Here is a 24118-nt window from a genome sequence, read left to right on the forward strand (position 1 = left end):
TTTTCAGTCCTTATGCGGCAGCGTGATGGTGAGCGCTGGAATAGCGACCGGTTACGAAATGTTCGAGCTGGCGCTCGATATCGCCAAGCATCGAGCTGGCGCCGATGCGGAACAGGTCCGGTTCCAACCAGCGATTGCCCAGCTCCTCCTTCATCAGCGTCAGCCATGACACCGCGTCCTTCGCTGTCTTCAACCCGCCTGCAGGCTTGAAGCCGACCATCTGGCCAGTCAGTTCGCCGTAGTCGCGCAGCGCACGCACCATGGTGAGACTGACCGGCAGAGTGGCGTTGACTTCCTCTTTGCCGGTCGAGGTTTTGATGAAGTCCGACCCCGCCTGCATCGCCACCATTGAGGCGCGATAGACGTTGGTCAGCGTATTGAGATCACCCGTCGCCAGGATAGCCTTCATATGGGCGTCGCCACAGGCTTCACGCATCGCGGCGATCTCATCATAAAGTGCTGGCCAGTTCTGCGTCAGAACGAACTCGCGAGTAATGACGATATCGATTTCCTTAGCGCCCTGCTCGACGGCATAGCGGATTTCTGCCAGCCGCTGCGGTAGCGGAGTTAGGCCGGAGGGAAAGCCTGTCGCCACCGATGCGACCGGAATAGTCGTGCCTTCCAGCGCCTTGACGGCATGGGGCACCATGGTCGGATAGACGCAGACGGCACCGGTTGTGATGCCGGCGTCCGCAAGGCCGAGTGCTTCAAGAATGTCGTCCCTGACCGGACGTCGTGCTTTCGCACACAGGCGGCGCACACGACCGGGCGTGTCGTCGCCGGACAGCGTTGTCAGATCGATGCAGGTAATCGCCTTGATCTGCCAGGCAACCTGATATTCCTTCTTGACCGAGCGCCGTGTGGTGATTGTTGCTGCCCGCCGTTCAGAGGCACTGCGATTGACCGATACATCTTCAAACCATTCCGGTTTGAGAGCCGTGCCGTTGTTTCTGGGGAATGCTTCGCTCATTTTCTGTCCATTCTTCTGGTCAGGCTGCGGCATGGTCATGTTCGCGGCAGAATGCCTCGAACTCTTCGATGCTGGCATAAGCCTTCTGTGTTCCGGGACGGGTGATGGAATGCGCCGCATAGAGAGATGCCTTCTTCAGTGAGGACACGACCTCTCCCGTTTCGGCATAAAAGCGGGCAAAGGAGCCAATAAAGGCGTCGCCAGCGCCGGTGGTGTCTTTCGGCGTTACCTTGACGGGCTCGATATTGACGATCTCATCTGACGTAATCATGCGCGCGCCACGTCCGCCCAGCGTCACGATGACGGTACGGATACCGCGTGCGATCAGGGAACGGGCGGCAGTGATGATTGCTTCGTCGGTCTCGGTCGGCAAGCCGGACAGTAATGCCAGCTCGCTCTCGTTCGGAACGAGGAACGTTACCTGGCGAATACGCTCCGGATCGAGATTGGCAGCGGCGGGCGCAGGATTGAGGATCGTCTCGATACCGTTTTGGGCCGCAAGTTCGATGGTGTGATAGACTGTCTCAACCGGCACTTCCATCTGCATGAGGATCAGACCGCACTGTTTCAGATCGGCGGCCGCCTTGTCGACCTCTGCCGGCAGAAGATCGGCATTGGCGCCCTTGACGATGAGGATCGAATTCTCGCCAGACTGCTCGACGAAAATCGGCGCGACGCCACTGGACTTGCCGGCAACCTTCACCACGTGACGCGTATCCACGCCGAAGCTCTCGAGATTGCGAATGGTATTGTCGGCGAAGACATCGTCACCGACCCGGGTGACCATCATGACGTCAGCGCCAAGACGCGCCGCAGCCACCGCCTGATTGGCGCCCTTGCCGCCGCAACCCATTTCGAAGCCGGGAGCTTCGAGCGTCTCGCCCGGTCCGGGCATACGGTTCACATAGGTGATAAGGTCGACCATGTTGGAGCCTACGACCCCGATTTTCTTGCTCATGCCGAAATTCCCTGGATATCCTGTTTCAAAGGGCGCTGATCCTGGCGCCGAACTGATCGGCGGCAGCGCAATCGAGATAGCCGAGCCGTACCGGAAACGCCCTGCGTTCGCCCGGTGCCAGGCTCTGCACGTTGTTCTTGGCCTTCTCCGCCAGATAGCCCTCCGGCTCGCAGGTCGACGGCAGGGCAAATGCGGCAACTTGCGAATCCCCATTGACCAGGATCCAGCGCACCGTCTTCGGGAAGGCGGCAAGCGGATAGGAGATGGCAAAGCCATCGCCCTCACGCCGCTGCATCATCAGATGCGTAAGCCCCTCGCCGTCCGTCGGCAGGCCGTTAATGTAAAACACCTGTTCGGGGTCGTAACGTTGCGGCTCGTTAAGCACTTCCATGGCTGAAGGCTGCTTTGCCAGCGTCTCCAGCAGGGAAAGATAATCGGGGTTTGGCGTCACATGGCCGGGCACGGCCGTGCGCACCTTCACCTGCTCCGGCGTATACGGCACGGGCTGAACGATGCGTGCACCCTCGGCATAAGCAAAGTTCACATGGCACATATACATGAGGTCCATGGGCGCTGATGACAGGTTCTGGATATCCATGACCATGTCAAAAAGCGTGTCTTCAGCGTGCAAAGTCACGCTGGGGCGGGCCAGATAATTGGCGCCGAAGCCCATGACATATTCAACTTCGCCTGTTACCCGAACATAGGCGCCGCGCGCGTCGTGACCGATGACAAAACCGGCCTTGTCCATGGCGGCACAGGGCATTTCACCATGCAGGGGGTGATTGTCCTGCGGCGACGGGCAGCCGTTGCGCAGCATGCCGCTGTGGAACGCAAAACACCCATAGGTCTCCACGATCGAACCGGCCGGCCGCGGCATTGAAAAGCGGCTTCCCATGGTCAGGTCGACGCCGTTGAACTCGACGCTCCAGATCATCTGCCCCATGAAAGGCAATATGACGATCCGGCCGTGGCGATTGTCTAACTGTAGCGCCTCGATGCCGGTAGGATACCGGAAGGCGGTGATCTGCAACCCGCCCGTTGCCGCCAGAAGATGCGGGACGTCTGTAAAGTCCTGCCTGCGGAGATGAAATTCCGTCGCCTGCATGAGATCACCTGCCGGGGTTGCGCCACGCATTGATGGCGATGACGAGAATGAGGAATGCCCCCCAGATGAAGTCGATAAGGTGGTTGGAGAACCGCATCATCTGGAAGCCGGAGGAAAGCAGCATGAGGGCGATCAGCGCGATGGCGATACCAAGAACCCGCCCCTTCCCGCCTGCGGGATTGGTGCCGCCAAGTACCGCGATCAGCACCGCCTGCAACAGATAGGACGCACCGTAGTCGGATTTCGCTGCGTTGGTTCGGCCAGACAGAATGATCCCCGCCAGTGACGCCAGAACGCCGGTCAGCATGTAGGAATACAGCATCATGCGATCTTTGCGGATACCGGCAAACACCGCTGCCCGCGGATTGGTCCCGATCAGCATCAGGTTGATGCCAAGCGTCGAGCGCGTCAGCAGGATAGCCACGATAATGCACACGGCGACGAACAGCAGGAACGGAGTCGCGATGCCGAAGATCTTACCGTTACCGATCCAGTTCCATGCATCGGGAAAACCGACGATTGCCGGCCCGCCGGTCATCACCAGTGCCAGCCCCATCAAGACCTGGCCTGTGCCAAGCGTCGCAAGGATTGGCGTAATGCGCAGTTTCGCGACCAGCAGGCCGTTGACCAAACCGGCCAGCAAGCCGACTGCCATGGCGAGCAGGATGCCAAGACCGGTGTAGAACACCATGCCCGACGTGGAGGATTGCCCTGCCTGAACCATGGTGGAATGGAAATAGACGCCGGCGATGATACCCGCCAGATTGGCAATGCCCACCACGGAAAGATCGATGCCGCCGGTCAGCATGGCGATCATCATGGCGATGGAGAGGATCCCCAGTTCGGGCATGATATAGCTGATGGACTCGAAGTTGTAATAATTCAGGAACTTGCCGGGGTTCATCCAGGTCATCAGCGCGAAGACGATGACGGTGATCACAAGGAGCTGAAGGATGTTGTTGTCGTTGCCGAGAAGCCGGCGCATGTCGAACGAATTTTTCATGATGCGCTCTCCCGTTACGCTATGCTTTTGCGATCGCGCCATGCGGTGATGGCGGTGGCGACAATAATGATCAGGCCGACAACGACGCGCTGCCAGGTGGTGTCCACCTTCATGATGATCAGTGAGTTTTTGACCATCACCAGCATGAACACGCCCATCAAGGTGCCGAGAACCGTGCCGCGTCCGCCAAAGATCGATGCCCCGCCCAGAACCACGGCCGCTATCACGTCGAGTTCGAGACCGACAAAGTCACGCGGGTTGGCAAGCCAGATCATCGATGAGTGCAGCAGCCCTGAGAAACCTGCCAGCGCACCGGCAACGCAATAGACAAAGAAGATCGTCGCTCCCGTATTGAAGCCAACGCGCTTGGCCGCTTCGGGCGAGCCGCCATAGGCATAAACACTGCGCCCGATCATGGTGTAGGTGAGGACGAGGTGGATAACCAACGCCAGACCCATATAGACCACAAACATCGCGGTCAGGCCGAAAGTCGATCCCGTGGCCGACGTCAGCGAGATGACGTCGGTTTTGCCGAACCCGATCAGTTCCTTTGGCATCTTGTTGATGTTGACGATGCTGGTGCCGACGAGGCCGAGAACCAGACCGCGCACGATCGATCCGGTTCCAAGCGTCACGATCAGCGGGATCATCCTAAAACGGTGGATAATGAACCCGTTGAACGCACCAAGAGCCAGCCCAATCAGCGTTGCCGCAACGAAGGGAACGAGCACGCCGTCATAACCGAGATAGACCATGGCGCGCACAGTCAGATACATCGCTGCAATGGCGAAGGCCGTGAACGAAACATCAATACCGCCGGAAATCATTACCAGCAGGACGCCGAGCGCCATAATGCCGATCACGACATTGGAACGCAGCAGCCCGAAAATGTTGTCCAGCGACCAGAATGCCGGGTTGATAGTACCAATAATGACCATGGCCGCCAGCAAGACGCCCGCGATAATAAACTCTGTGCTTCTGAAGAATTTCATGTTTTGCGGCCCCTCAATTCAGCGTCTTGAGCCGGTCATTAACGGCGTCTTCGGTCATGCCTTCTCCGGACAATTCGTCAACGAAACGGCCGCGGTGCATAACCACCACGCGATTGCAGTTCTGCACCAGTTCCGGGACATCGTCGGAAATCATCAGCACGGACAGGCCTTCCTTTTCGGCCAGTTTGCGGATGATGTTATGAATCTGTGCTTTGGAACCAACATCGACACCGACGGTCGGGCCGTTCAGGATCAGCACTTTGGCGCCCGTCAGCAGCCAGCGGGCCAGAACCACGCGCTGTGCGTTGCCGCCGGACAGATGGTTGACCGGCGTGTGCGGTCCCGGCGCCACGATCTGCATGGCCGAGAACATATCGCGGGTCGTTTCGTCGGCCTTTTTACGATTGATGAAAAGACCGCGGACAAATTTCTCAATCGACGTGACAATGATATTGCGCTCGATCGATTGTGTCAGGAATAGCCCCTCGGTCAGGCGGTCCTCCGGAACATAGGCGACACCGCAGGCAATACCTTCCTGAACGGTCCTCGGGTGAACCTCGCGGCCTGCAAGGCGCACTGAACCTGTAAAGTCAGGGCGCATGCCAAACAGCGCCAGTGCAAGTTCGGTACGACCCGAACCGATCAAGCCCGAAATACCGACGATTTCGCCCGGCCTCAGCGTCAGGTCGGCATTTTCCACCGAACCCGGAACCGAGAGATTGCGCACTTCCAGCACCGGCATGTCGGCGCCCTCCCGAGGAGCCCACTGGTAGCTGTGGGCGGTCAGTTCCTGCCCCGTCATCGCGCGTGTGATTGCCGGCTCGTCGAATTCGGCAATCGGTCCTTCGGCAACCTTCTTGCCGTTGCGGAAAACGGTCAGGCGCTCGCTGATTTCGAGCATCTCGCGCATCTTGTGGCTGACAAAGAGAACGGCAATGCCCTGCGCCTGAATATCGCGCACGATCTTGAACAGGGCATCGACCTCGTGGCGCGTTAGCGCCGTCGTCGGCTCATCCATGATGATCAGGCGCGCATCGGCCATGAGAGCGCGGGCGATCGCCACGATCTGCTTACCCGACGTGGGCAGGCTTTCGACATCCGCATCAAGATCGATGCTCACGCCGAGGCGGTCCAACGCCTTTTGAGCCAGCTGACGAACCTGTCGCCAGTCGACCGTCTTGCGGCCTTCCATCAGGAAGGTATTGATCGCCAGGTTTTCGGCCACCGTCAGGTTACCGAACAGCGAAAAATCCTGATAGATCACCTGAATACCGTGGTGAACGGATTTTACCGGATCGAGTTTGCCAACAGGCTTCCCGTCGATCAGAATCTCGCCGTCCTCGGGCGTGTAAACCCCGGACATGATTTTGATGACAGTGGATTTACCGGAACCGTTCTCACCGGCAAGGCAATGGATTTCTCCCGGGCGAATGCTCAGCGACACGTCGTCGAGCGCCTTCACGCCGCCAAACCGCTTGCCGATATGGCGCAGCTCGATCAGATTTTCAGTCATAATGGCCTCGTGCAAGGCTGGAAAACACGGGGTGTAAGGAGAGAGGGTTGCCCCTCCCTCCGTGGTTCGGATCAGAAGTCGTACTTGTCCATGTTTTCTTTGGTCACGCCGACCCAACCTGCGCCATAGAGCAGATGTGGCTTGGAGGCGTCAGGAACCAGCAGGCTTTCGTAACCGGGCAGGCCCATATTCAGGCCGGCCTTGATCTGCTCGTTCTTCTTCTCGAGAACCGCGACAGCCAGCATGTTCATGGCATAACCGGCAACGGCCGGATCCCAGAACTGAATGTACTGGATGTTATCGTTCTTGATGTATTCGCCGGCAACGGAAACCAGGCCCGTGCCCGAGAAGAAGACCTTGCCCGACAGACCGCCTTCGGCGATCAGGCGACCCGCGCCTGCCGATGTCGGCATCGGCGCGCCGAGAATACCGGTGATATCAGGATAGGCGGTCATCGCTTCCTTGAGTTTGGTATAGTCGGTATTGGCGTCGTCATAGGTTTCCAGCCGCTCGGTCGCCTGCGACATTTCCGGGAAGTTGGCCTTCTGGTACTCGACGGCGCCATCGATCCATTCCATCTGCGACTTGGACGTCAGACTGCCAACGGTGGCGACATATTTGCCCTTGCCGCCCATGGATTTGCCGAGCTCCTTCATCAGGTTCGCGCCATAGGCCTTGTTGTCGAAGGCTTCGATGTCGAAATCGACGTTCTGGATATTGGAAGCCTCATGGCTGATGACGACAATGCCGCGATCGCGGGCTTTCTTGAGCACCGGTTCCACCGCTTCCACCGAGAACGGCACGATGGCGATGGCGTCAACGCCCTGCGCGATGAGATTTTCAACAATCTGTACCTGGGCGGCGGCATCGGCCTGACTTGGGCCAACCATCCAGACATCGTTTCCGGTATCGCCCTTGAACTGCTCGACGCCATCGCGCATGCGGTCAAACCACGCGATGCCATCCACCTTCACGACGGTCGCAATGGTGTATTTCTTGCCACTCGCCGCGGTGATCAATTCCTTATTGACCTTCGATGTATCGACGGCGCTCTGCGCAAAGACAGCCGACGCCGAAAGCGTGGCAGCAAGCGCGATGGTTGCGAAAATCTTGTTCACGGATAACTCCTCCCTTTGAAACTGCACTGTGCCGGACCTATTCCAGTCGCAGCACCCGACAATGGTCGATCCCTAACGCCGGTATCCGCTCCTCACGCGTCCGACGCCTCCTCATTCTCCCGGAAAAGGCTTCCCACGCCCCGGTAGATGGACCACGATGTGACCCAGAAACCTGTTGTTTTCCTCTCCCGATAATGCGAACTATTATGATACAATCCGATCATTATGTTTCGATCGTTTCATGTTTGTTGTTCTTCTGTCAAGCGTAGAGAGGACGATTGCAAGGAAACTAACACCGAAATATGAAGCGCAGGGACAAACCGAAAGCGGAGATAAGGTGAGCAGAATAAGTGCACACAATGCCAGGTTGGACGCGCTGGCCGGGCTGGTTCAGGAAACGGGTGTCCTGAGGCTGCGGGACGCAGCGTCCCGGCTTGGCGTATCCGAAATTACCATTCGCCGCGACATTGCCGCCGACGGTCAGCGGCTTAGCTGTCTTGGCGGCTACATTATTCCGGTTCAGGATGGCGCCATCAGCAGCGACTATGTGCTCGAGCAGGAGAAGGACAGCCATGCAACTGCCAAGGCGCGCGCCTGCACGCAGGCGGCAGCTCTAATCGAACCTTATGACACTGTATTCATCGATTGCGGAACGACGATGCCGCATCTGGCGCGGCAAATTCCGGCAAACGCCCATGTCACGGTCATCTGCTATTCCCTCAATGTTGCAGAGGAGCTGGCGAGCAGAACCGATGTCCGCCTGATCATGCTCGGGGGGGTCTATCATCCGGAAGCGGCTTCGTTTTCGGGTGATGAGGGTATCGAGGTGCTGAAGCGCATCAATATCAACAAGGCATTCTTGTCTGCCGGTGGCGTGGACGAACAGCATGGCGTCACCTGCTCACATTTTCATGAAGTGCCGATCAAGCAGATGGTTATGCAACGCTCGGTTCAAAAGCATCTGGTGGTGGACAGCAGCAAATTCAGAAAAGTGCGAGCCGCGCGCTACGCTGCCATAGGCGACTTCAACTCAGTTATTGCAGACCAGCCTTCACCCTGGGCTTGAGACAAACCGACAACGAGGGCTCCCAAATAAGCCTCGGCAGAGAGAGCTCAGCGATATCTTTCGCCCCAAGAGGGCGAACATCACCGCAGTCTGGCCAGAAAGCCGGCAGAAACGCCCCTGCTGCTACACCATTCCTGCGTATCTTGGTGGAAGATTTCAGCAATACGAAGGGAGAGGAAAGATCGGCTGATGTTCATCAGACTTGTCTTTCATGCCTCGTAGCAAGTTGGCCGAGTGAACGAGTGCCATCAATTAGCTGTTTGACTTGAACGCGCTCAAACACCATCTGTGCGACATGCCGAAGCATGAAAAACATCACATCGAACTGATCAGAACATGGACCCTGCCGGCTACCGTGACAATGGGGTCGGCCGTTCGCGCCAAAGGCGTCCTTCAAGAAATACAGGCAAGGCTGCCCGCTCATGCAAAAAAGTCGATCTCGCTCGAAGGAGTTGATCTCACCCTGGCGATGACGGCCAGTGAAAAGACCGCGTTCAATGCAGCAGCGACCATCGTCACAAAAGTGGTGACGGAGGCCGCTGCACTGCCGGTAATCCCGCGCGAAATCGAGGACATCCTGACTATCAAGACGAGCGAGCGGCATCGTTGGCTTGCAGACGGTCGCCTGCCGAGCGCGGGGACGCGAACGGTCAGACTGAACGGCCGCGCCCGTCAGATCACGTTCCATGTCTTTGACCCCAAGGTGGTCGAAGACCTTCTCGACCGTGGCGTTGTCGACGAATGGCGGGTGGAGGATGCAGAGGCGAAAGCCGAAAAGAGGCGGCGCGCGGCATATCAGGCGAAGCTGACGCGGTCGCTCAAGAAGAAGGTTGCGAAGCGGCCAACGACGTCTTCCGATGATCCGGCCGCGAAGCTCGGCGGCTGGGAGGAGTTCGACGTGGACGGACTGCTTCGTTAAGCACTTATGCCAACACTCTTGGTATCACGCGCGATCACAGCACTTGGCCTGACATTTCATCGACAGGGTCAATGTTGCAGCGGCGATCTTCGCCGTGAAAGAACATTCGTCGGCAGGTTCAACGCCGGAGCATTTTGAGTTCATCGGTTTAGAAACAGGAATGTTGGGTTATACGCCGGCCTACGCTGTAAACTATGCCGCTCTGCGGATCGGCATTGAAAACCACGTATCTGCGCTGCGGGCAGACCAGGTCAAAGGAGGTTTTATGGCACTCAAGGATATCGGTCTTGCGTTGGACGTTGTCTTTGGTCACGACAGTGCGGTTTCGATCAAGGCTTTGGTTGCATCGGAAGCCGTTTCGCGTCGCCATCGCTCTTGCGGCTTCCAGGCTGACACCTACTGCATCCAGCTTGCTCACGTCGCGATCATGCACAAAATCAGGTACCTTGGTTAGTCCGCATCCGCTGATACTCAAGCACGCAGCCACTATCACTGAAAAACGGAACATTTTCTCTCACTTTTGGGCTTGCCTGATGGCTTGCTCCGATACGCACTGGCACAAGCCTCAAGGCAGCGGCTCGGCCAACATTCTTGGCCGTTCTTCCACAATTACCGCGATCGACACAAGGCGGTCGGAAGCGTTGTGACGGCCTCACCGCAAACTCAAAGCCCGAAAGCTGACAATTATTTCCGGTAGACCGTGAGTACCCCATGAGGCTGATCACTGCAGGTGTTGCGCGTGCTCAAAGGAGCGGCCAAGAACGCCTGCCAGATATCCTGACAGACGGCAAGCAGGACTTTCTCCACCACACTGAACAGGGGACATGGTGGTCGTAGAACTTCATTCATGTTTGAAGTCCTCCCAACTGTGCTCGCAAGGCTGCGTTTTCGGTTTCTAATTGCAGCAGTTTTTCACGAAGAGGAGCGACTGCCTGCTCGACCTGCTGTTGGGTGTAGCGCGGAGTAATATGCTGGGGGCAGTTCCAGTCGTACGCCTCAAGCCGAAGCCTGAAAATCCCCTCCGCACGGCCTTTATATGTGGGGTCGGATACCAGATCGTTGAGCGTCGGGTCGGCATCAAGTGTCAGCCGATCTACATGAACATAGATTTTAAGCCTCGCCCTTCGCGCGTAATCCATCAGAAAAAGACAGGCCCGGTCATTGGCAGCCAGATTGCCGGTGCTGATGTACTGTCGGTTGCCCCGATAATCGGCAAAGGCCAGAGTTCGTTGATCAACGACTTTGAGAAAACCGGCATTGCCTCCACGATGTTGAACGTAGGGCCAGCCCGTTTCAGAGACTGATGCCATATAGAAGCTGTCACGTGCGGCGATGAAAGCGATCTCGTCTTCTGTGAGGGTATCGGAGGGACGGCTATCATTACCCAACCAGATCTGGTCCACGCCCATGGCAGACTGAGCGGCTCTGACGCTTGGCGTCACGGCGACTTCAAGGAAATGATATGGCATGTCTCAATCCCCTGTTAACGCAGGCTCGCACCGCTGTCTCCCGGTGTCAGCCTGAGTTGTCTTATAGAAAGCCCGATTTTTTTGCGATGCTATATCCTTCAGATCTGGCGTAGACGTTAGTCCTGCCAGCCCTAGCCTGCAACTTGCCAACGCATCTCGCCGCGATCAGCGACGATCCGACCAAGGCCCGAGAGAGACGATCAACATAAAGCTCGGCATCGGGGTAGTTGTTTCTTACCACCAGGGACCAGTCCACCCATATGGTTCTGGATCGTTCATGGCTAAAGCACCCGGTCTCCAGGCCAGGCTGGGAAGCCTTCACGCCATCTCAGGCTGCGCGGATCCCATTAGCGGCGCGGAAGACTTCGAATGCGGGTGGGAAGCGTTAAGTCGCCGAGCCACAATGTCATGGTTGAGCCACAGAACTGGACCGGAGGGTTCGGAAGATTCACCGAAGATTAGCTGCCCTGTTGCCGTCACAACGAGACTGCTCAACAGATCGCTGATCATCACCTTGCTATCCCGATGCATCTGGGTGATTTCGTTGGACGTGCCGATGGTGAGATCAGCCTGCGCCTGGCTGTTTGCCATGGGCCATGCCGAAAAGTCATAGAACGGACGCATGACATCGCTGGCCTGCATGGCGGCGATCTTGCCGAAGACGTCTTCCATCGTTAGGCCATCTACCAGCAGCTGTTGGCAGGCCTGCCACTGTTCATCTGCCCATTGGCCGCCGTTTTCTTTCTTCAACGCAAGCAGCAGCGGTATCAGGGGCAGCTCGATACCGGTGAACACGTCGGACGAATTGGTCCGGATTTCGGGGCAATTATAAACTGTTGCCTTGATCCCTTTAGCCCAGGCTTCCTCTGCAATGCCTTCGAGCCGCATCTTCGCGTAACCCTGGGTGTAGTTGGTGTAGGTCTGCCAACGATAAGTTCCGTCGATGAGGACCGCCGATCCGTGATAACCATAGGCCGTATATCGCACTTGACCGCCTGAAGCTTCAACGCGCTCGCGGATCGCCGCACTGAAATCGATGAGATGGCGAAAGGTGTTTGCGGAGACGTCGTCAAAATTCTGCAGGATGAGTTTTCCCATGTCACTGTCGAGCAGGGTCTGCGAGGACATGTGGCGGGTTCCGGTTCCCTTGTAGATCCGATTGGCGATGACCAGGAACACCTTCGCCTTCGGGATGCCGCCTGCCATTGTGTGGGCGAAGAAAACATTGCGGCCATCGGCGATCATACCGTCGAGAACGGTCATGACTTTCGAAAGCGATTCCGTAAAACGCGCATTGGCAATGTCGCGGCATTGCCTGACATAGTCCCAGTCGAGCTTGTCGTGCTCCCAGCTCTCAAGCGTCATTTTTGCCAGGAGATCGGTGGGAGTCGGCCCGTCTGCGGGCGCATCGCGATCGAAACCCGCCATAAGAGGTATGTTGATGATCCTGCCGCCCAGCTGGGCCTCCGCCGAAGACAGTTCATCGGCGTCGAGCGGCCGCAGCGTGTTGTTCTCGTCACGCCGCCCGACGGTGATCCCCACAATCTCCATTCCAGCCCGTCTTGCTTCGTCGAGCAAGCCGGTGGCGTATCCGCGGCCGAACAGTTCGCCGAAGAGTACGAAAACGTCGCCTTTACGGAAGACCGTGTTTTCAGAAAGGCGATTCAATGCAACCGGATTTTCCATGCTGTCAACTCTTTAAAGTTTGTCATCGAACACTGGCTCGTACAAGTTTTGCAAAGACATGACCGCATTGGCACGGAATGGGAACTCATTTTCGGTGACCGTTCATTTCAAAACGTGAAGTCGGTCTCTGTTCGCCCTACAATACAGGGGATGCCGAGGCCGGGGGATCGGCGCGCCGATACCAAAAAGAGCTCGCTGGAAACATCGCGACTCTCCAGTGGCGCACCACGCCGAATCTTGTCGCGTCGAAGACTGTTCAGACTGCCTTCTCGCAAGCTTGCAAGAAGACCGGTATCGACAAAATATGCACCAACGACCAGGCTTACGACAAAGATAGGCATCCTCGTTATCAATTGTCGCCAGTCGAACGCTCTCGGATCAGCTCGATGAAGGCACGCAGCTTGGCTGGCATGTGTCTCCGTTGCGAGAAATAAAGGCTAAGTCCCGGATATTCGGGAGACCAGTCTTCCAAAACAGGAATGAGATCGCCTGAGGCAATATGGGGCGCAAGTGCATGTTCACCCAGATAGGCGAGCCCAAATCCGGCAAGAGCGGCCTCCAGAATAAGGTCAGACCCATCAAATGTCAGATGGCCGCTGACATCGATCAAGTGTGTTTCCCCGTGCTTCTCAAACTCCCAGCGATAGAGTCTCCCGCTTGTCATGCGCATCTGGATACAGACGTGCCGGGCGAGATCGGCTGGGACGACAAGCTTTGAACGGCCGTCGAAGTAGCGCGGCGAGCCGACGACGAAAGACCGCATTTTCGGAATGATCGGTACGGCCACCATGTCGGGCGAGATAGCCTCGGCGAGACGAATGCCCGCATCGAAACCTTTGCCGATCACATCCACGAGCGCGTTTTCGGTCACGATCTCGATGTCGACATCCGGGTATCGGCGGCTGTACTCGAGGATGAGCGGCTGCAGCAGAATGCGCGCCGCGCCCGGCGCCATATTCAGCCGGAGTCTTCCGGAGGGCCGATCTGAATGTTCACCGACATTTTCGATCGCCTTCTCGAGCGTCTGCAGGGCAGGTGCGATTTCAGATAGGAATTGCTCACCGGCTGCAGACAAGGACACGCTACGCGTGGTGCGGTTGAAAAGCCTGACGGCAAGGCGCTCCTCAAGTGCGGCGATCGCATGGCTCAAAGCCGATGACGACATACCGAGTTCGCGCGCGGCAGCCCGGAATCCACCGTGACGCGCGACACCGGCAACCGCTTCAAGCTCGATCAGGCTTGCCCTCATTGCGCAATCCAGTTCATCAGGCTGTCCGATTTTGTCCTACTACACGCAACACTTACCGCATGCCATTTTTGCTGTGAAGCCATCACAGGAGAAGAAACATGCACATCATCGATCGAATTTATATCAACGGGGCGTTTGTCACGCCGCACGGCGATCAATGGGCGCCGCTTTTCAATCCGGCAACCGAGGACCAGATCGGCAGCGTGCGGCTCGCAGATGACCGGGACGCCGACCGCGCAGTTGCTGCTGCCAAACGCGCTTTCCCAGCCTTTTCGAATACGACCAGAAAAGAGCGGATCGACATGCTGAACCGGCTGCATGCCGCGGTGTCCGCCCGAACCGACGATCTCGCATCCGCCATGCGTGAAGAATACGGTGCGCCATCGGGCTTCATCGGCTTTTCAGCGTCACGCGCAGGTAGCGTCTTTCTCGACATGGCAAGAACGCTGAAGGACTACGAGTTCCAACGCCGCATGGGCAGCGCCGATGTCGAGATGCGACCGTCGGGTGTTGCCGTGGCGATCACGCCCTGGAACAGCAATTACAGTTTTATCTGCGGCAAGCTCTCCGCCGCCATTGCAGCCGGAGCAACGATGGTGATCAAACCTTCGGAGATGAGCGCCCTGCAGACGCAGGTGATCACTGAATGCCTGCACGCGGCCGGTCTTCCCGATGGCATTTTCAATATCGTCACCGGGTATGGAGGCGTCGATGGTGCGGCACTGACTGCTCACCGCGACGTGTCCAAGATCACCTTCACCGGTTCCACTGCCACAGGTCGCGGCATTGTTCAGGCAGCAGCGGCCACTATGAAGCGCGTCACAATGGAACTTGGCGGCAAAAGCCCCAGCATCATTCTGGACGATGCCGATCTTGAGGTCGCCATCCCGCAGGTGCTGGTGGCAGGGTTCCGCAACAGCGGTCAGGCCTGCATTGCCGGAACCCGCATTCTTGCTCCAGAAAGCAGGTTCGGTGAAATCGAGGAACGGCTCAGCCACACGATCAAAGACTTCAGGTCGGGAGAACCGGCCGACGAACAGGTTCAGGTTGGTCCGATGGTCAGCCAGAAGCAGTGGGATCGCGTGCAAAGCTATATTCGCCTGGGACAGGAGGAAGGCGCCAGACTGCTGGCAGGCGGCGAAGGTCGTCCGGAAGGGCTGCAGCGCGGCTGGTTCGTCAAGCCCACCATCTTTACCGGCGTTCGCAACGACATGCGCATCGCGCGCGAGGAGATATTCGGCCCCGTGCTATCGCTGATCTCCTACCGCGACGAGGAAGACGCCATCACGATCGCGAACGACACCGATTACGGCCTGCAGGCGCACGTCTTTTCTTCCGACGTCGCGCGGGCAAAACGCGTCGCAAACCAGATCGAGGCAGGTCGCGTGTTCATCAACGATGCGCCGCATGACCCAATGGCACCATTCGGCGGATTCAAGCAATCCGGCTTCGGGCGGGAATTCGGCGTCTTTGGGCTCGAGGCCTTTCTCGAACCCCGTGCCGTACTGTCGTGACATTTAAAGGCCACGCAACTTTTTAGCTGCGTGGCCTGATGCCACATACCGTCGAGCGAACCCTGTTGGGCGGCCATTGTTGCACCTGGCGTAATGATGAAGTGTGAAGCGCGATCGTTCTCATCACCACGTAATAATAGCAATCTGCAGGTGCGGATCGGGAATTGACCCGAACGATACTCGCAGGAGCGCACAATGAAACTCTATCATCATCCTTTATCGGGCCACTCGCATCGGGCCCGTCTGTTCCTTTCACTGATCAACCTGCCGCATGAGCTGGTTGAGGTGGACCTCATGTCCGGCGCGCACAAGACGCCCGATTTCCTCAAGATGAACCCGTTTGGCCAGGTTCCGGTTCTCGACGACGACGGCGAATATGTATCGGATTCCAACGCGATCCTTGTCTACCTTGCCAAGAAAACCGGACGGACGGACTGGCTTCCCGATGACCTGAAGAGCGCCGCAGAGGTCCAACGCTGGCTGTCGGTAGCTGCCGGCGAGATCGCTTATGGTCCGGCGGCGGCCCGCCTGGTCACCGTCTTTGGTGCAAAGTTCAATCCGGAAGAGGTCATTGGTCGCGCACATGCGGTCCTTGGAAAACTCGAAACTCAGCTTTCCGACCGCGAATGGCTGGTAGGCGAACGCCCGACGATCGCCGACGTCGCAATCTACAGCTACGTGGCCCGCGCCCCTGAAGGCAACGTGGATCTTTCCACTTATCCTGCGGTCAACAGGCTGCTTCGTCGTATCGAAGCGCTCCCGGGCTTCGTGGACTTTATCGGGACTCCGGTTGGCCTTGCCGCCTGATCCGCATTCGGGTGCGCGCCGAAGCGTGCCCGATCCCTTCTTAGGAGAGCTGACATGACCGACACTTTGACAAAACTGCCGACATGGCACGAAGGCGAGAAGTTCATCCAGGAAAAAGTCGGTGTCGCCGAGCGTATGGAGGTCGTCGGCCAGCGGGTCGTTCGCGATTTCATGCCGGATCAGCATCGGGACTTCTATGCCCAGCTCCCGTTCATCGTCCTTGGCAGTGTGGATGGCCACGATGACGCCTGGGCCACCTTTGTCGAGGGCCGACCCGGCTTCATGTCCTCTCCTACGCCGACCACGCTCGATATCCGCTCTACCTTGGAGCCAAGCGACCCCGCCAGCGAAGGAATGGCAGACGGCAAACCGATCGGCCTGCTCGGCATCGAGATGCACACGCGTCGCCGCAATCGCATGAACGGCTTTGTCTCCACCGCAGCGAACGGTTATCGGATCGATGTGGATCAGAGCTTCGGCAACTGCCCGCGCTACATACAATTGCGGGATTTCCAATTCGAGAGAGCACCCGGCCAACCAAGCCAGAACCAGCGTGAAGACCTGTCCGAGCTTGACGACCTTGCTCGCTCCACGATCACGGCTGCGGACGCGTTCTTCGTTGCCTCCTATGTCGACCGCGAAGACAGGCGCCAGGTTGACGTTTCGCATCGCGGCGGGAATGCTGGCTTCGTCCGCGTTGGCGATGATGACGTTCTGACAATTCCCGATTTCGACGGAAACCTTTTCTTCTCGACACTGGGGAATATTCTGCTGAACAAGAAAGCAGGTCTGCTCTTCGTAGACTTCGCGACGGGCGATGTGCTGCAGATGACAGGCGAAGCCGACGTCATCCTGGAATCACCCGAGATTGCGGCCTTCCAGGGCGCGGAACGGCTCTGGACGTTCAGGCCAACCCGGATCGTCCGGAGACCGAATGCACTCGCACTCCGCTGGGCATTCCAGAAGGATGGATGGTCGCCGAATTCTCTGATGACCGGGAACTGGGCGCAGGCAGCAGACCGGATGCGTGCCACCGGACTTTCAGACACGTGGCGGCCGATGACGGTCACCAGGATCGTCGAGGAAAGCACGACGATCCGCTCGATCCATCTCCAGCCAAGCGACGGCGCGGGGTTGCTGCCGCATGCTGCCGGGCAGCACCTCCCGATCCGGCTGGTGCTGCCGGGAAGCGAGCGGCCTGTTGTCAGGACCTACACCCTGTCTGTCGCACCGTCCGATGGCATCTACCGCATCAGTGTCAAACGCGATGGGCTCGTGTCGCAGTTTCTGCACGACAGCATCTCCGTTGGCGACGTGATTGAGGCGCGCGCCCCCGCAGGAGGGTTCGGTGTTGACGCCCGTGCCACGCGCCCTGCAGTGCTCGTTGCCGGTGGTGTCGGCATCACGCCGCTGCTCGCCATGCTCCGTCATGTCGTCTACGAGGGAATTCGCAAACAGCACATCCGGCCGATCACATTGTTCCACGCCGCCCGCACGAAAGCCGAGCGACCTTTCGACAAGGAGATCGCCGAACTCGTGGCTGCGGCCAAGGGCGTGGTCCGGTTAGTGCGAGTTCTCAGCGACATCGGCGATGCCACAGAGGGCTCCGACTACGATACTGCCGGCCGTATCGACATGGCTATGCTCACCAAGCATCTGCCGTTCAACGACTACGACTTCTATCTGTGTGGTCCGCCGCAGTTTACGCAGGCGCTCTATGACGGTTTACGCGGCTACAACATTGCAGACGATCGTATCCACGCGGAAGCGTTCGGGCCCTCGTCGCTGGTTCGGTCTGTAGAGGCCAAAGATGCCAGGGCCGCCCCTTTGCGTGCGCTGCCGTCCGACAAGCCGGTGCCTGTCATATTCACGAACTCGCTGAAGGAGGCCCGCTGGGTACCCGGCTCCGGAACGCTGCTGGAACTTGCAGAAGCACGCGGTCTTCAGCCCGAGTTCAGTTGCCGCGAAGGCAATTGCGGTACGTGCAAAACAAAACTCGTCAAAGGCGCTGTGACGTACCTGAAGGAGCCGACAGCGAAGGTTGACGATGACGAGATCCTCCTTTGCTGTGCCGTTCCAGCAAGCCAGGAAGGCGGCATCCAGATCGCCGTCTAAACCAACATTACTACGCCTGACGCAACAGTCCCTTCCTGCTTTTCGACGTTCAACAACAACCGGTTACCAATCATCTTGAGGATCAGAGAGCGACGTCTCTCAAAACCATTAAAGGGAGAATACCATGTCACGCATTCCTACCCCCGCCACGATTGAGGAGGCGCCCGAAGCCTCACGGCCGATCCTGGAGACCATCCAGAAGCAGATCGGCTCCGTGCCGAATATCTTCCGCCTCGTCTCCAACAGCCCAGCGGCCCTCAACGGCCTCGCCTCGTTGCAGGGTGCGCTCGGAAAGGGCAAGCTTGCACCCGCCACTCGGGAAAGGATCGCCCTGGCTATGGCCGAAGCCAACGGTTGTGACTACTGCCTTTCCGCGCACACCTTCACCGGAGCGAAGTTCGCCAAGCTCGATGAAGCGGAGATCGCTTCGAACCGCCGCGGAACATCGAACGACGCCAAGGCTGCGGCAGCCGTCGAATTCGCCCGCGCCCTGACGACCGCGCGTGGCTCGGTGGCACCTGGGGAAATCGTAAAAGTTCGGGACGCCGGCTACAGCGATGCGGAAATCGTCGAGATCATTGCGCATGTCGCGCTCAATACCTTTACAAACTACGTCAACGAAGCCCTCGATACCGAGATCGATTTCCCGCGTATCGATCGTCTTGCGGCATGACATTCAGGACGGGGTGACACGAGAGCCGTCATCCTTCCCTCCCCCTTACGAAACCTGGAGCCATCACAATGTCCCGTCCCCCGCTTCCCCCTTTCACTGAAGAGAGCGCCATCGAAAAGGTCCGCCTTGCAGAAGATGGCTGGAACAGCCGCGATCCTGCCAGGGTAGCGCTCGCCTACACGTTGGATACTCGCTGGCGCAACCGTGCCGAATTCGTAACGAGCCGCGCTGAGGCCGAGGCCTTTCTGGGCCGCAAGTGGAACAGGGAACTCGACTACCGCCTGATCAAGGAACTCTGGGCATTCACGGGCAACAGGATCGCGGTGCGCTACGCCTACGAATATCATGATGACAGCGGCCAGTGGTTCCGGGCCTACGGGAACGAGAATTGGGAGTTTGCCGAAGACGGCCTGATGCGGGTGCGTCACGCCAGCATCAACGAACACCCGATCGCTGAAGCCGACCGCAGGTTTCACTGGCCGCTCGGCCGAAGGCCTGACGACCATCCCGGTCTCAGCGACTTCGGCTTTTGAGCCGGGCGTCGGTCCGTTGGCCTCGTCAATGCCGCCATTCAAACTCAACGAGCGAGTTCGAGTTTCCGTTGAACTCGCTCTTACCGCATCGAGCGGCGACCTGTCGCGGAAGCGCAAGCAGGAAGACGATAGCCGTGCGCTTGGGCTGACGGGTGCGGAAATCGATCTGGCACGCCGTGGCCTGAGCTTCGATCTGAAAATAGCGAGGGCCATAGCGTTTGCACTCGCGGTCAATGAGCACACACGCGCACGTGCAAGCGCCGCTGGCCTTTGTGAGCGAAGCTGCGTCGAAATCGAGCACCTTGCTGCTGCCAACCGACAGGTCGCTGGCAGCTAATCCATGCCGCGGACGGCTTGCGGTCTTGTCGTCCAGGATTCTACTATGGTCACCGTATCGAGGGCATGGGGGACCGGATGGATCGTTGGCAGGCAATGCGGATTTTCGTGAAAGTAGCGGAGACCGAAAGTTTCGCAGATACCGCCCGCCAGATGCACATGAGTGCTCCTGCCGTCACACGGTCTGTTGCAGCCCTGGAAGATATCATCGGAGCACGCCTGTTTGTGCGAACGACCCGTTCGGTAAAAATGACCGAGGCGGGTGCCCGGTATTTCGAGGACTGCCGCAAGATTTTGTCAGACATTGCTGAAGCAGAGGCGGCAGCGGGAGGCTCCTACGCTACACCGACAGGCACCCTGTCCGTAACTGCTTCGGTCATGTTCGGGCAGATGTATGTGCTGCCCGTCGTGACGGGCTTTCTGGACGCATTTCCGACCATGAAGGCGCGAACCCTGTTTATCGACCGGCCCGTCAATATTGTCGATGAAGGCATCGATGTCGCTGTCCGCATAGGTCACCTCCCCGACTCCGGCCTCTCCGCCATAAAGGTCGGGAGCGTCAGGCGTGTCGTGTGTGGTTCACCGGCATACTTTGACCGACATGGCATTCCGACAACGCCATCCGACCTCAGGGATCATCGCATCGCGGCGTCCACCAGCGCCTGGGCCTCCCCTGAATGGCGCTTTTCCGATGATTTCCGCGTGACGATAGACGCTGCTCTTCAGTGCAACACCAACGAAGCGGCCATAACCTCCGCACGCGAGGGCTGGGGACTGACGCGCGTGCTGAACTACCAGATTGGCCCTGACCTTATGGCGGGCGACCTTCAGATCGTGCTCAGCGAGTTTGAAGAGCCGCCCCTGCCTATCCACATCATGCATCCAGAGGGTCGGAATGCACCCGCAAAGGTGCGGGCTTTCGTTGACATGGCAGTTGCCCGCCTGCGTGAGAACCGTCTCCTGAACTGATCCAGGCGCAGCGGGCAGATCAAAAACCAATCAGAATCTTGCCAATGGCCTTACCGCTTTCCTGCAGTTCATGGGCCTCGGCAATCTGATCAAGCCCGAGCGTTACGGCGATCTTGGGAACGTAGGCTCCCGAAGCCGCGCAGGCCGAGACTTCCTCGGCGGCGTCGCGCATCGCTGTTTCCGGCATCGTATAGACGTAGACGAAACGGAAAGAAAAACCACCAACAAGCGCCGGAAAGAACGGGATCGAGAGCCTGGCTTGCGGCGATCCCGTGGAGTAAGCCGACACGCCCCCGTCACGCGCAAGGCAGGCGATTGCCGTGTCGATGTTGGCAGAGATGTCCACGTCGACAATACGGTCGACGCCGTGACCATCGGTCGCCGACCTTATTTTCACAGCAACATCACCGGCATGCCTGTTGACGACGAGATCGGCTCCGGCTGCGCGGGCAACGTCTGCCTGTTCGTCGCGGCTCACCGTTGCCGCCACCCACGCCCCTGCCCACTTTGCAAGAAGAATGGCGGCGTTACCGACCGCACCGGCGCCACCCTGCACGAGAACCCGCTTACCTCGCAGGTTTGTATCGGCAAACAGGCATCGATGCGCCGTCATCGCGGGGACGCCGAACGACGCACCGACCCCGAAGGGCACGTTGTCGGCCAGCCTGACTGCCTGCCTCGACGGCACCACGACGAATTCCGCAGCCGTCCCGAACGCCCTCCCCGTCTGGGCCATGTAGACCCACACCCGCTCGCCTATACGTTCCTGCGACACGCCGGGGCCGACACTGTCGATGACGCCCGACCCCTCCTGATGCGGAACGATTCTGGGAAATGGCACGGCCTTACCGCCGAAGCCGACACGCGTCTTGATGTCCGAAGGATTGATGCCCGAGACCACGATCCTGACCCGGACTTCCCCCGCCCCGGGCTGGGGATCGGGAAGCTCGCCAACGGTCAATACTTCTCTCGCAGTTCCTTGCCGTTCGTAGAACGCAGCTCGCATAACACACCTCTCCTAAATGTGGCTTCCATCTGGGCGTGACACAGCCAAACTTGCAAGTAGGCAACAGTTTTGCCTATAGGAATAAAAAGTACACTAATGGAGAACTGAATGGCTGTTGGCCCAAAATGCCCGGTAGAAGTTACCGTCGATGTCACGGGCGGCAAGTGGAAGCCGATGATCATCTATCGTCTACTCGACGGTCCGTACCGGTTTGGAGAGCTGCGCCGCCTGGTCGGCGATCCGAGCCAGCGCTCGCTCACGATGCAGCTCCGCGAACTCCAGGCCGACGGGATCGTGAGCCGCGAGGTCTTCGCCGAGGTCCCTCCGCGCGTCGAATATTCCCTCACCGAATTCGGAAAAACGCTGGCCCCCGTGCTGATGGCGATGCGCGACTGGGGAGTTTCCTTCCAGGGTCGCTGTCAATCCACGAAGGCATGACCGGTCGTCCGCGTCAGGGACCGGGCTTCGCCGCGAAGCGCTGCACGAAGAAGTCGATTAGCACTCTGACCTTCCGGGACACGTGCGATCCTGGCGGACGCACGATGTAAACGCCGATCTCCGGCAGGCCGTAGTCCGACATAATCGGCACAAGCGTCCCTGCGGCAACATAGCTTTCCGCGATCACAACCGGCAGTGCAGCGATGCCCAGTCCGGCTGCCGTCCCTTCGGCAATGCCAAGGGCACTATCCGCCTTGAACCTTCCCTGCGCATTGATGACGATGGTTCGGCTGCCATCGGACACCTTCCAGCTCTCGGTGCCCTGCAGGATCGCCTGATGGTCAAGCAGATCGGAAGGCTTTCGCGGGACGCCATGGTTCCGGAGGTATTCGGGGTTGGCAAACAATCCAGCCGCGAATGCACCGATCTTCCTCGCCATCAGGTTCGAGTCCTGCAGATAACCGACACGTATCCCGCAATCAAAGCCTTCCGCCACCAGATCGACGTAACGGTCGCTGTAGTGCGCATGGAGCTGCAAGAGCGGATGCTGGCGGGCCAGTTCGGCGAGCGCTGGCGCAAAATGCCGCGGACCGAAGGATGACGGAACGGCGACGCGCAGCCGTCCCCGAAGCTCCCCGGTCGGCGCCATCTCCTCGCGCGCAACCTCCATTTCCAGGCACATGCGCGCGGCATGCTCGCGAAACGACGCTCCAGCCTCCGTCAGCGACGCACCTCGTGTGGTCCGGGCGAGGAGCTGGACGCCCAGCTCGCTCTCGAGACGAACGAGGCGACGGCTGACGATGGATTTCGGCAATCCGAGACGTCGCGCCGCAACCGTGATCCCGCCGCCATCGGCAACCTCAACGAAAGTCTGCATATCTTCGAAGCTGACCATTATTGCGTTCCATTTTCCGTTCCACAGAGTGGCTCATCCTAGAGCTACCGTGCCGTCTATCGCAACGCTAAATTCCACTCATCGAGCGGACCTAAATCCAACCCGACAGCCGCCGACAACGCAAAAAGGAATACGACAATGCATAAGGACGTTTTTACTCCCGAGAATTCCGCCATGCTGCTGATCGACCATCAGATCGGCACGATGGCCTGGCCCCACTCCCACGACATCAACCTGGTCAAGCAGAACGCACTCAAGCTTGCCCGGATCGCCAAAGCCGCCAACATCCCGACCATCCTGACGTCCAGCATGGAAGAACAAATCCAGGGGCCGCTGATTCCGGAACTCAAGGAAGTCCTGCCCGAGGCGTTCGAAGCCCGCATCAAGCGCCCGGGTATCGTCAACGCCATGCATCACGACGGCTTCAACCAGGCCGTCAAGGCGATCGGCCGCAAGAAGCTGTTCGTCGCAGGCGTGACCACGGAAATCTGCGTCACCTTTCCGGTCCTCCAGATGCTTGACGAAGGTTACGAGGTGCAGGTCTCGGCGGACGCATCCGCCTCTTACACCAAATACGGCGACGATATCGCCCTGAGGCGCATGGAAAAGGCAGGCGCAATTATCACCACTGTCGACCAGATCATCTCGGAACTCGCCGTCGACTGGACGAGCCCGCTCGGCCAGAAGCTCGTCGGCATCCTGAACTACCACTGACAACGCAAGTCGCTGCGTTCGGCACGGGCGATTGTCGCCCGCGCCCGAGATCGAAGGAAACAGTCCA

24 protein-coding genes are annotated in these 24118 nt (G+C 58.6%); 12 read left to right on the forward strand and 12 right to left on the reverse strand.

From position 1 onward, the window contains the following. Positions 1–10 precede the first annotated feature (10 nt). The 7 genes from deoC to ACQZ5Y_RS16490 all read right to left on the reverse strand — a co-directional run bounded on the left by deoC (position 11) and on the right by ACQZ5Y_RS16490 (position 7662). Positions 11–970, reverse strand: a complete 960-nt coding sequence (gene deoC / locus ACQZ5Y_RS16460; RefSeq protein ID WP_112496834.1) for a deoxyribose-phosphate aldolase — start codon at positions 968–970, stop codon at positions 11–13. Between the two features lie 19 nt (positions 971–989). Then, positions 990–1928 (reverse strand): ribokinase, encoded by a 939-nt coding sequence (gene rbsK / locus ACQZ5Y_RS16465; protein WP_174051491.1) that lies wholly within the window; start codon positions 1926–1928, stop codon positions 990–992. Positions 1929–1953: 25 nt separating this feature from the next. Then, positions 1954–3036: an aldose 1-epimerase family protein gene (locus tag ACQZ5Y_RS16470; RefSeq protein WP_174051488.1), complete on the reverse strand. Its 1083-nt coding sequence runs from the start codon at positions 3034–3036 to the stop codon at positions 1954–1956. A 4-nt stretch (positions 3037–3040) separates the two neighbouring features. Further along, positions 3041–4039 (reverse strand): ABC transporter permease, encoded by a 999-nt coding sequence (locus tag ACQZ5Y_RS16475; RefSeq protein ID WP_003517006.1) that lies wholly within the window; start codon positions 4037–4039, stop codon positions 3041–3043. Positions 4040–4053: 14 nt separating this feature from the next. Next, the gene (locus ACQZ5Y_RS16480) at positions 4054–5031 is read right to left on the reverse strand and encodes an ABC transporter permease (protein ID WP_003517007.1); all 978 of its coding nucleotides are present in this window, start codon (positions 5029–5031) and stop codon (positions 4054–4056) included. Between the two features lie 13 nt (positions 5032–5044). Further along, positions 5045–6544, reverse strand: a complete 1500-nt coding sequence (locus ACQZ5Y_RS16485) for a sugar ABC transporter ATP-binding protein (protein WP_003517010.1) — start codon at positions 6542–6544, stop codon at positions 5045–5047. A gap of 71 nt (positions 6545–6615) precedes the next feature. After that, complete coding sequence (locus tag ACQZ5Y_RS16490; protein WP_003517012.1) at positions 6616–7662, reverse strand: autoinducer 2 ABC transporter substrate-binding protein; 1047 nt, start codon at positions 7660–7662, stop codon at positions 6616–6618. 337 nt (positions 7663–7999) lie between these two features. On the opposite strand from ACQZ5Y_RS16490, the gene ACQZ5Y_RS16495 reads away from it, so the two are divergent. From ACQZ5Y_RS16495 to ACQZ5Y_RS16505, 3 genes are all read left to right on the forward strand, one after another. Next, on the forward strand, positions 8000–8728 hold the full coding sequence (locus ACQZ5Y_RS16495; RefSeq protein ID WP_013637539.1) for a DeoR/GlpR family DNA-binding transcription regulator: 729 nt from the start codon (positions 8000–8002) through the stop codon (positions 8726–8728). Between the two features lie 295 nt (positions 8729–9023). Next, entirely contained in the window at positions 9024–9647 is a 624-nt protein-coding gene (locus ACQZ5Y_RS16500; protein WP_174051528.1) for a hypothetical protein, read from the forward strand. A 94-nt stretch (positions 9648–9741) separates the two neighbouring features. Then, positions 9742–10101 (forward strand): hypothetical protein, encoded by a 360-nt coding sequence (locus tag ACQZ5Y_RS16505; protein WP_336509988.1) that lies wholly within the window; start codon positions 9742–9744, stop codon positions 10099–10101. Between the two features lie 391 nt (positions 10102–10492). On the opposite strand, the gene ACQZ5Y_RS16510 is transcribed toward ACQZ5Y_RS16505, so the two are convergent. The 3 genes from ACQZ5Y_RS16510 to ACQZ5Y_RS16520 form a co-directional block, all read right to left on the reverse strand. Further along, complete coding sequence (locus ACQZ5Y_RS16510; RefSeq protein WP_003517021.1) at positions 10493–11116, reverse strand: pyridoxamine 5'-phosphate oxidase family protein; 624 nt, start codon at positions 11114–11116, stop codon at positions 10493–10495. A 318-nt stretch (positions 11117–11434) separates the two neighbouring features. Next, positions 11435–12802 (reverse strand): enoyl ACP reductase FabMG family protein, encoded by a 1368-nt coding sequence (locus ACQZ5Y_RS16515; RefSeq protein WP_174051486.1) that lies wholly within the window; start codon positions 12800–12802, stop codon positions 11435–11437. 349 nt (positions 12803–13151) lie between these two features. After that, a complete protein-coding gene (locus ACQZ5Y_RS16520) occupies positions 13152–14051 on the reverse strand; it encodes a LysR family transcriptional regulator (protein ID WP_003517025.1) in 900 nt (299 codons plus the stop codon). A 98-nt stretch (positions 14052–14149) separates the two neighbouring features. On the opposite strand from ACQZ5Y_RS16520, the gene ACQZ5Y_RS16525 reads away from it, so the two are divergent. The 7 genes from ACQZ5Y_RS16525 (at position 14150) to ACQZ5Y_RS16555 (ending at position 20998) form a co-directional block, all read left to right on the forward strand. After that, positions 14150–15565, forward strand: a complete 1416-nt coding sequence (locus ACQZ5Y_RS16525) for an aldehyde dehydrogenase family protein (RefSeq protein WP_174051484.1) — start codon at positions 14150–14152, stop codon at positions 15563–15565. 195 nt (positions 15566–15760) lie between these two features. Next, positions 15761–16372: a glutathione S-transferase family protein gene (locus tag ACQZ5Y_RS16530; protein ID WP_080850331.1), complete on the forward strand. Its 612-nt coding sequence runs from the start codon at positions 15761–15763 to the stop codon at positions 16370–16372. Positions 16373–16426: 54 nt separating this feature from the next. Then, positions 16427–18487, forward strand: coding sequence for a 2Fe-2S iron-sulfur cluster-binding protein (locus ACQZ5Y_RS16535; RefSeq protein ID WP_174051482.1), 2061 nt, complete (start codon positions 16427–16429; stop codon positions 18485–18487). A gap of 124 nt (positions 18488–18611) precedes the next feature. Continuing rightward, positions 18612–19160, forward strand: a complete 549-nt coding sequence (locus tag ACQZ5Y_RS16540; protein WP_025591651.1) for a carboxymuconolactone decarboxylase family protein — start codon at positions 18612–18614, stop codon at positions 19158–19160. A gap of 68 nt (positions 19161–19228) precedes the next feature. Continuing rightward, the gene (locus ACQZ5Y_RS16545; protein WP_174051480.1) at positions 19229–19693 is read left to right on the forward strand and encodes a nuclear transport factor 2 family protein; all 465 of its coding nucleotides are present in this window, start codon (positions 19229–19231) and stop codon (positions 19691–19693) included. Between the two features lie 28 nt (positions 19694–19721). Next, positions 19722–20030, forward strand: a complete 309-nt coding sequence (locus ACQZ5Y_RS16550) for a hypothetical protein (protein WP_174051478.1) — start codon at positions 19722–19724, stop codon at positions 20028–20030. A 77-nt stretch (positions 20031–20107) separates the two neighbouring features. Continuing rightward, positions 20108–20998, forward strand: coding sequence for a LysR family transcriptional regulator (locus ACQZ5Y_RS16555; protein WP_003517041.1), 891 nt, complete (start codon positions 20108–20110; stop codon positions 20996–20998). A gap of 19 nt (positions 20999–21017) precedes the next feature. On the opposite strand, the gene ACQZ5Y_RS16560 is transcribed toward ACQZ5Y_RS16555, so the two are convergent. Further along, on the reverse strand, positions 21018–22004 hold the full coding sequence (locus ACQZ5Y_RS16560; RefSeq protein WP_174051476.1) for an NADPH:quinone reductase: 987 nt from the start codon (positions 22002–22004) through the stop codon (positions 21018–21020). Between the two features lie 108 nt (positions 22005–22112). Between ACQZ5Y_RS16560 and ACQZ5Y_RS16565 the strand changes: the two genes are divergently transcribed. Next, entirely contained in the window at positions 22113–22442 is a 330-nt protein-coding gene (locus ACQZ5Y_RS16565) for a winged helix-turn-helix transcriptional regulator (RefSeq protein WP_112402995.1), read from the forward strand. A gap of 13 nt (positions 22443–22455) precedes the next feature. On the opposite strand, the gene ACQZ5Y_RS16570 is transcribed toward ACQZ5Y_RS16565, so the two are convergent. Beyond that, on the reverse strand, positions 22456–23337 hold the full coding sequence (locus tag ACQZ5Y_RS16570) for a LysR family transcriptional regulator (protein WP_174051474.1): 882 nt from the start codon (positions 23335–23337) through the stop codon (positions 22456–22458). Between the two features lie 138 nt (positions 23338–23475). Here ACQZ5Y_RS16570 and ACQZ5Y_RS16575 point away from each other — a divergent pair, with 138 nt between their 5' ends. Then, entirely contained in the window at positions 23476–24051 is a 576-nt protein-coding gene (locus ACQZ5Y_RS16575) for an isochorismatase family protein (RefSeq protein WP_174051472.1), read from the forward strand. Positions 24052–24118: the final 67 nt, after the last annotated feature.

The sequence above is a fragment of the Agrobacterium sp. A3-95 genome (assembly GCF_053521785.1).

Coding starts and splice junctions, on each gene's coding strand:
- deoC (WP_112496834.1), bottom strand. CDS start 970: ATGAGCGAAGCATTCCCCAGAAACAACGGCACGGCTCTCAAACCGGAA.
- rbsK (WP_174051491.1), bottom strand. CDS start 1,928: ATGAGCAAGAAAATCGGGGTCGTAGGCTCCAACATGGTCGACCTTATC.
- ACQZ5Y_RS16470 (WP_174051488.1), bottom strand. CDS start 3,036: ATGCAGGCGACGGAATTTCATCTCCGCAGGCAGGACTTTACAGACGTC.
- ACQZ5Y_RS16475 (WP_003517006.1), bottom strand. CDS start 4,039: ATGAAAAATTCGTTCGACATGCGCCGGCTTCTCGGCAACGACAACAAC.
- ACQZ5Y_RS16480 (WP_003517007.1), bottom strand. CDS start 5,031: ATGAAATTCTTCAGAAGCACAGAGTTTATTATCGCGGGCGTCTTGCTG.
- ACQZ5Y_RS16485 (WP_003517010.1), bottom strand. CDS start 6,544: ATGACTGAAAATCTGATCGAGCTGCGCCATATCGGCAAGCGGTTTGGC.
- ACQZ5Y_RS16500 (WP_174051528.1), top strand. CDS start 9,024: ATGCCGAAGCATGAAAAACATCACATCGAACTGATCAGAACATGGACC.
- ACQZ5Y_RS16510 (WP_003517021.1), bottom strand. CDS start 11,116: ATGCCATATCATTTCCTTGAAGTCGCCGTGACGCCAAGCGTCAGAGCC.
- ACQZ5Y_RS16515 (WP_174051486.1), bottom strand. CDS start 12,802: ATGGAAAATCCGGTTGCATTGAATCGCCTTTCTGAAAACACGGTCTTC.
- ACQZ5Y_RS16520 (WP_003517025.1), bottom strand. CDS start 14,051: ATGAGGGCAAGCCTGATCGAGCTTGAAGCGGTTGCCGGTGTCGCGCGT.
- ACQZ5Y_RS16525 (WP_174051484.1), top strand. CDS start 14,150: ATGCACATCATCGATCGAATTTATATCAACGGGGCGTTTGTCACGCCG.
- ACQZ5Y_RS16530 (WP_080850331.1), top strand. CDS start 15,761: ATGAAACTCTATCATCATCCTTTATCGGGCCACTCGCATCGGGCCCGT.
- ACQZ5Y_RS16535 (WP_174051482.1), top strand. CDS start 16,427: ATGACCGACACTTTGACAAAACTGCCGACATGGCACGAAGGCGAGAAG.
- ACQZ5Y_RS16540 (WP_025591651.1), top strand. CDS start 18,612: ATGTCACGCATTCCTACCCCCGCCACGATTGAGGAGGCGCCCGAAGCC.
- ACQZ5Y_RS16545 (WP_174051480.1), top strand. CDS start 19,229: ATGTCCCGTCCCCCGCTTCCCCCTTTCACTGAAGAGAGCGCCATCGAA.
- ACQZ5Y_RS16550 (WP_174051478.1), top strand. CDS start 19,722: ATGCCGCCATTCAAACTCAACGAGCGAGTTCGAGTTTCCGTTGAACTC.
- ACQZ5Y_RS16555 (WP_003517041.1), top strand. CDS start 20,108: ATGGATCGTTGGCAGGCAATGCGGATTTTCGTGAAAGTAGCGGAGACC.
- ACQZ5Y_RS16560 (WP_174051476.1), bottom strand. CDS start 22,004: ATGCGAGCTGCGTTCTACGAACGGCAAGGAACTGCGAGAGAAGTATTG.
- ACQZ5Y_RS16565 (WP_112402995.1), top strand. CDS start 22,113: ATGGCTGTTGGCCCAAAATGCCCGGTAGAAGTTACCGTCGATGTCACG.
- ACQZ5Y_RS16570 (WP_174051474.1), bottom strand. CDS start 23,337: ATGGTCAGCTTCGAAGATATGCAGACTTTCGTTGAGGTTGCCGATGGC.
- ACQZ5Y_RS16575 (WP_174051472.1), top strand. CDS start 23,476: ATGCATAAGGACGTTTTTACTCCCGAGAATTCCGCCATGCTGCTGATC.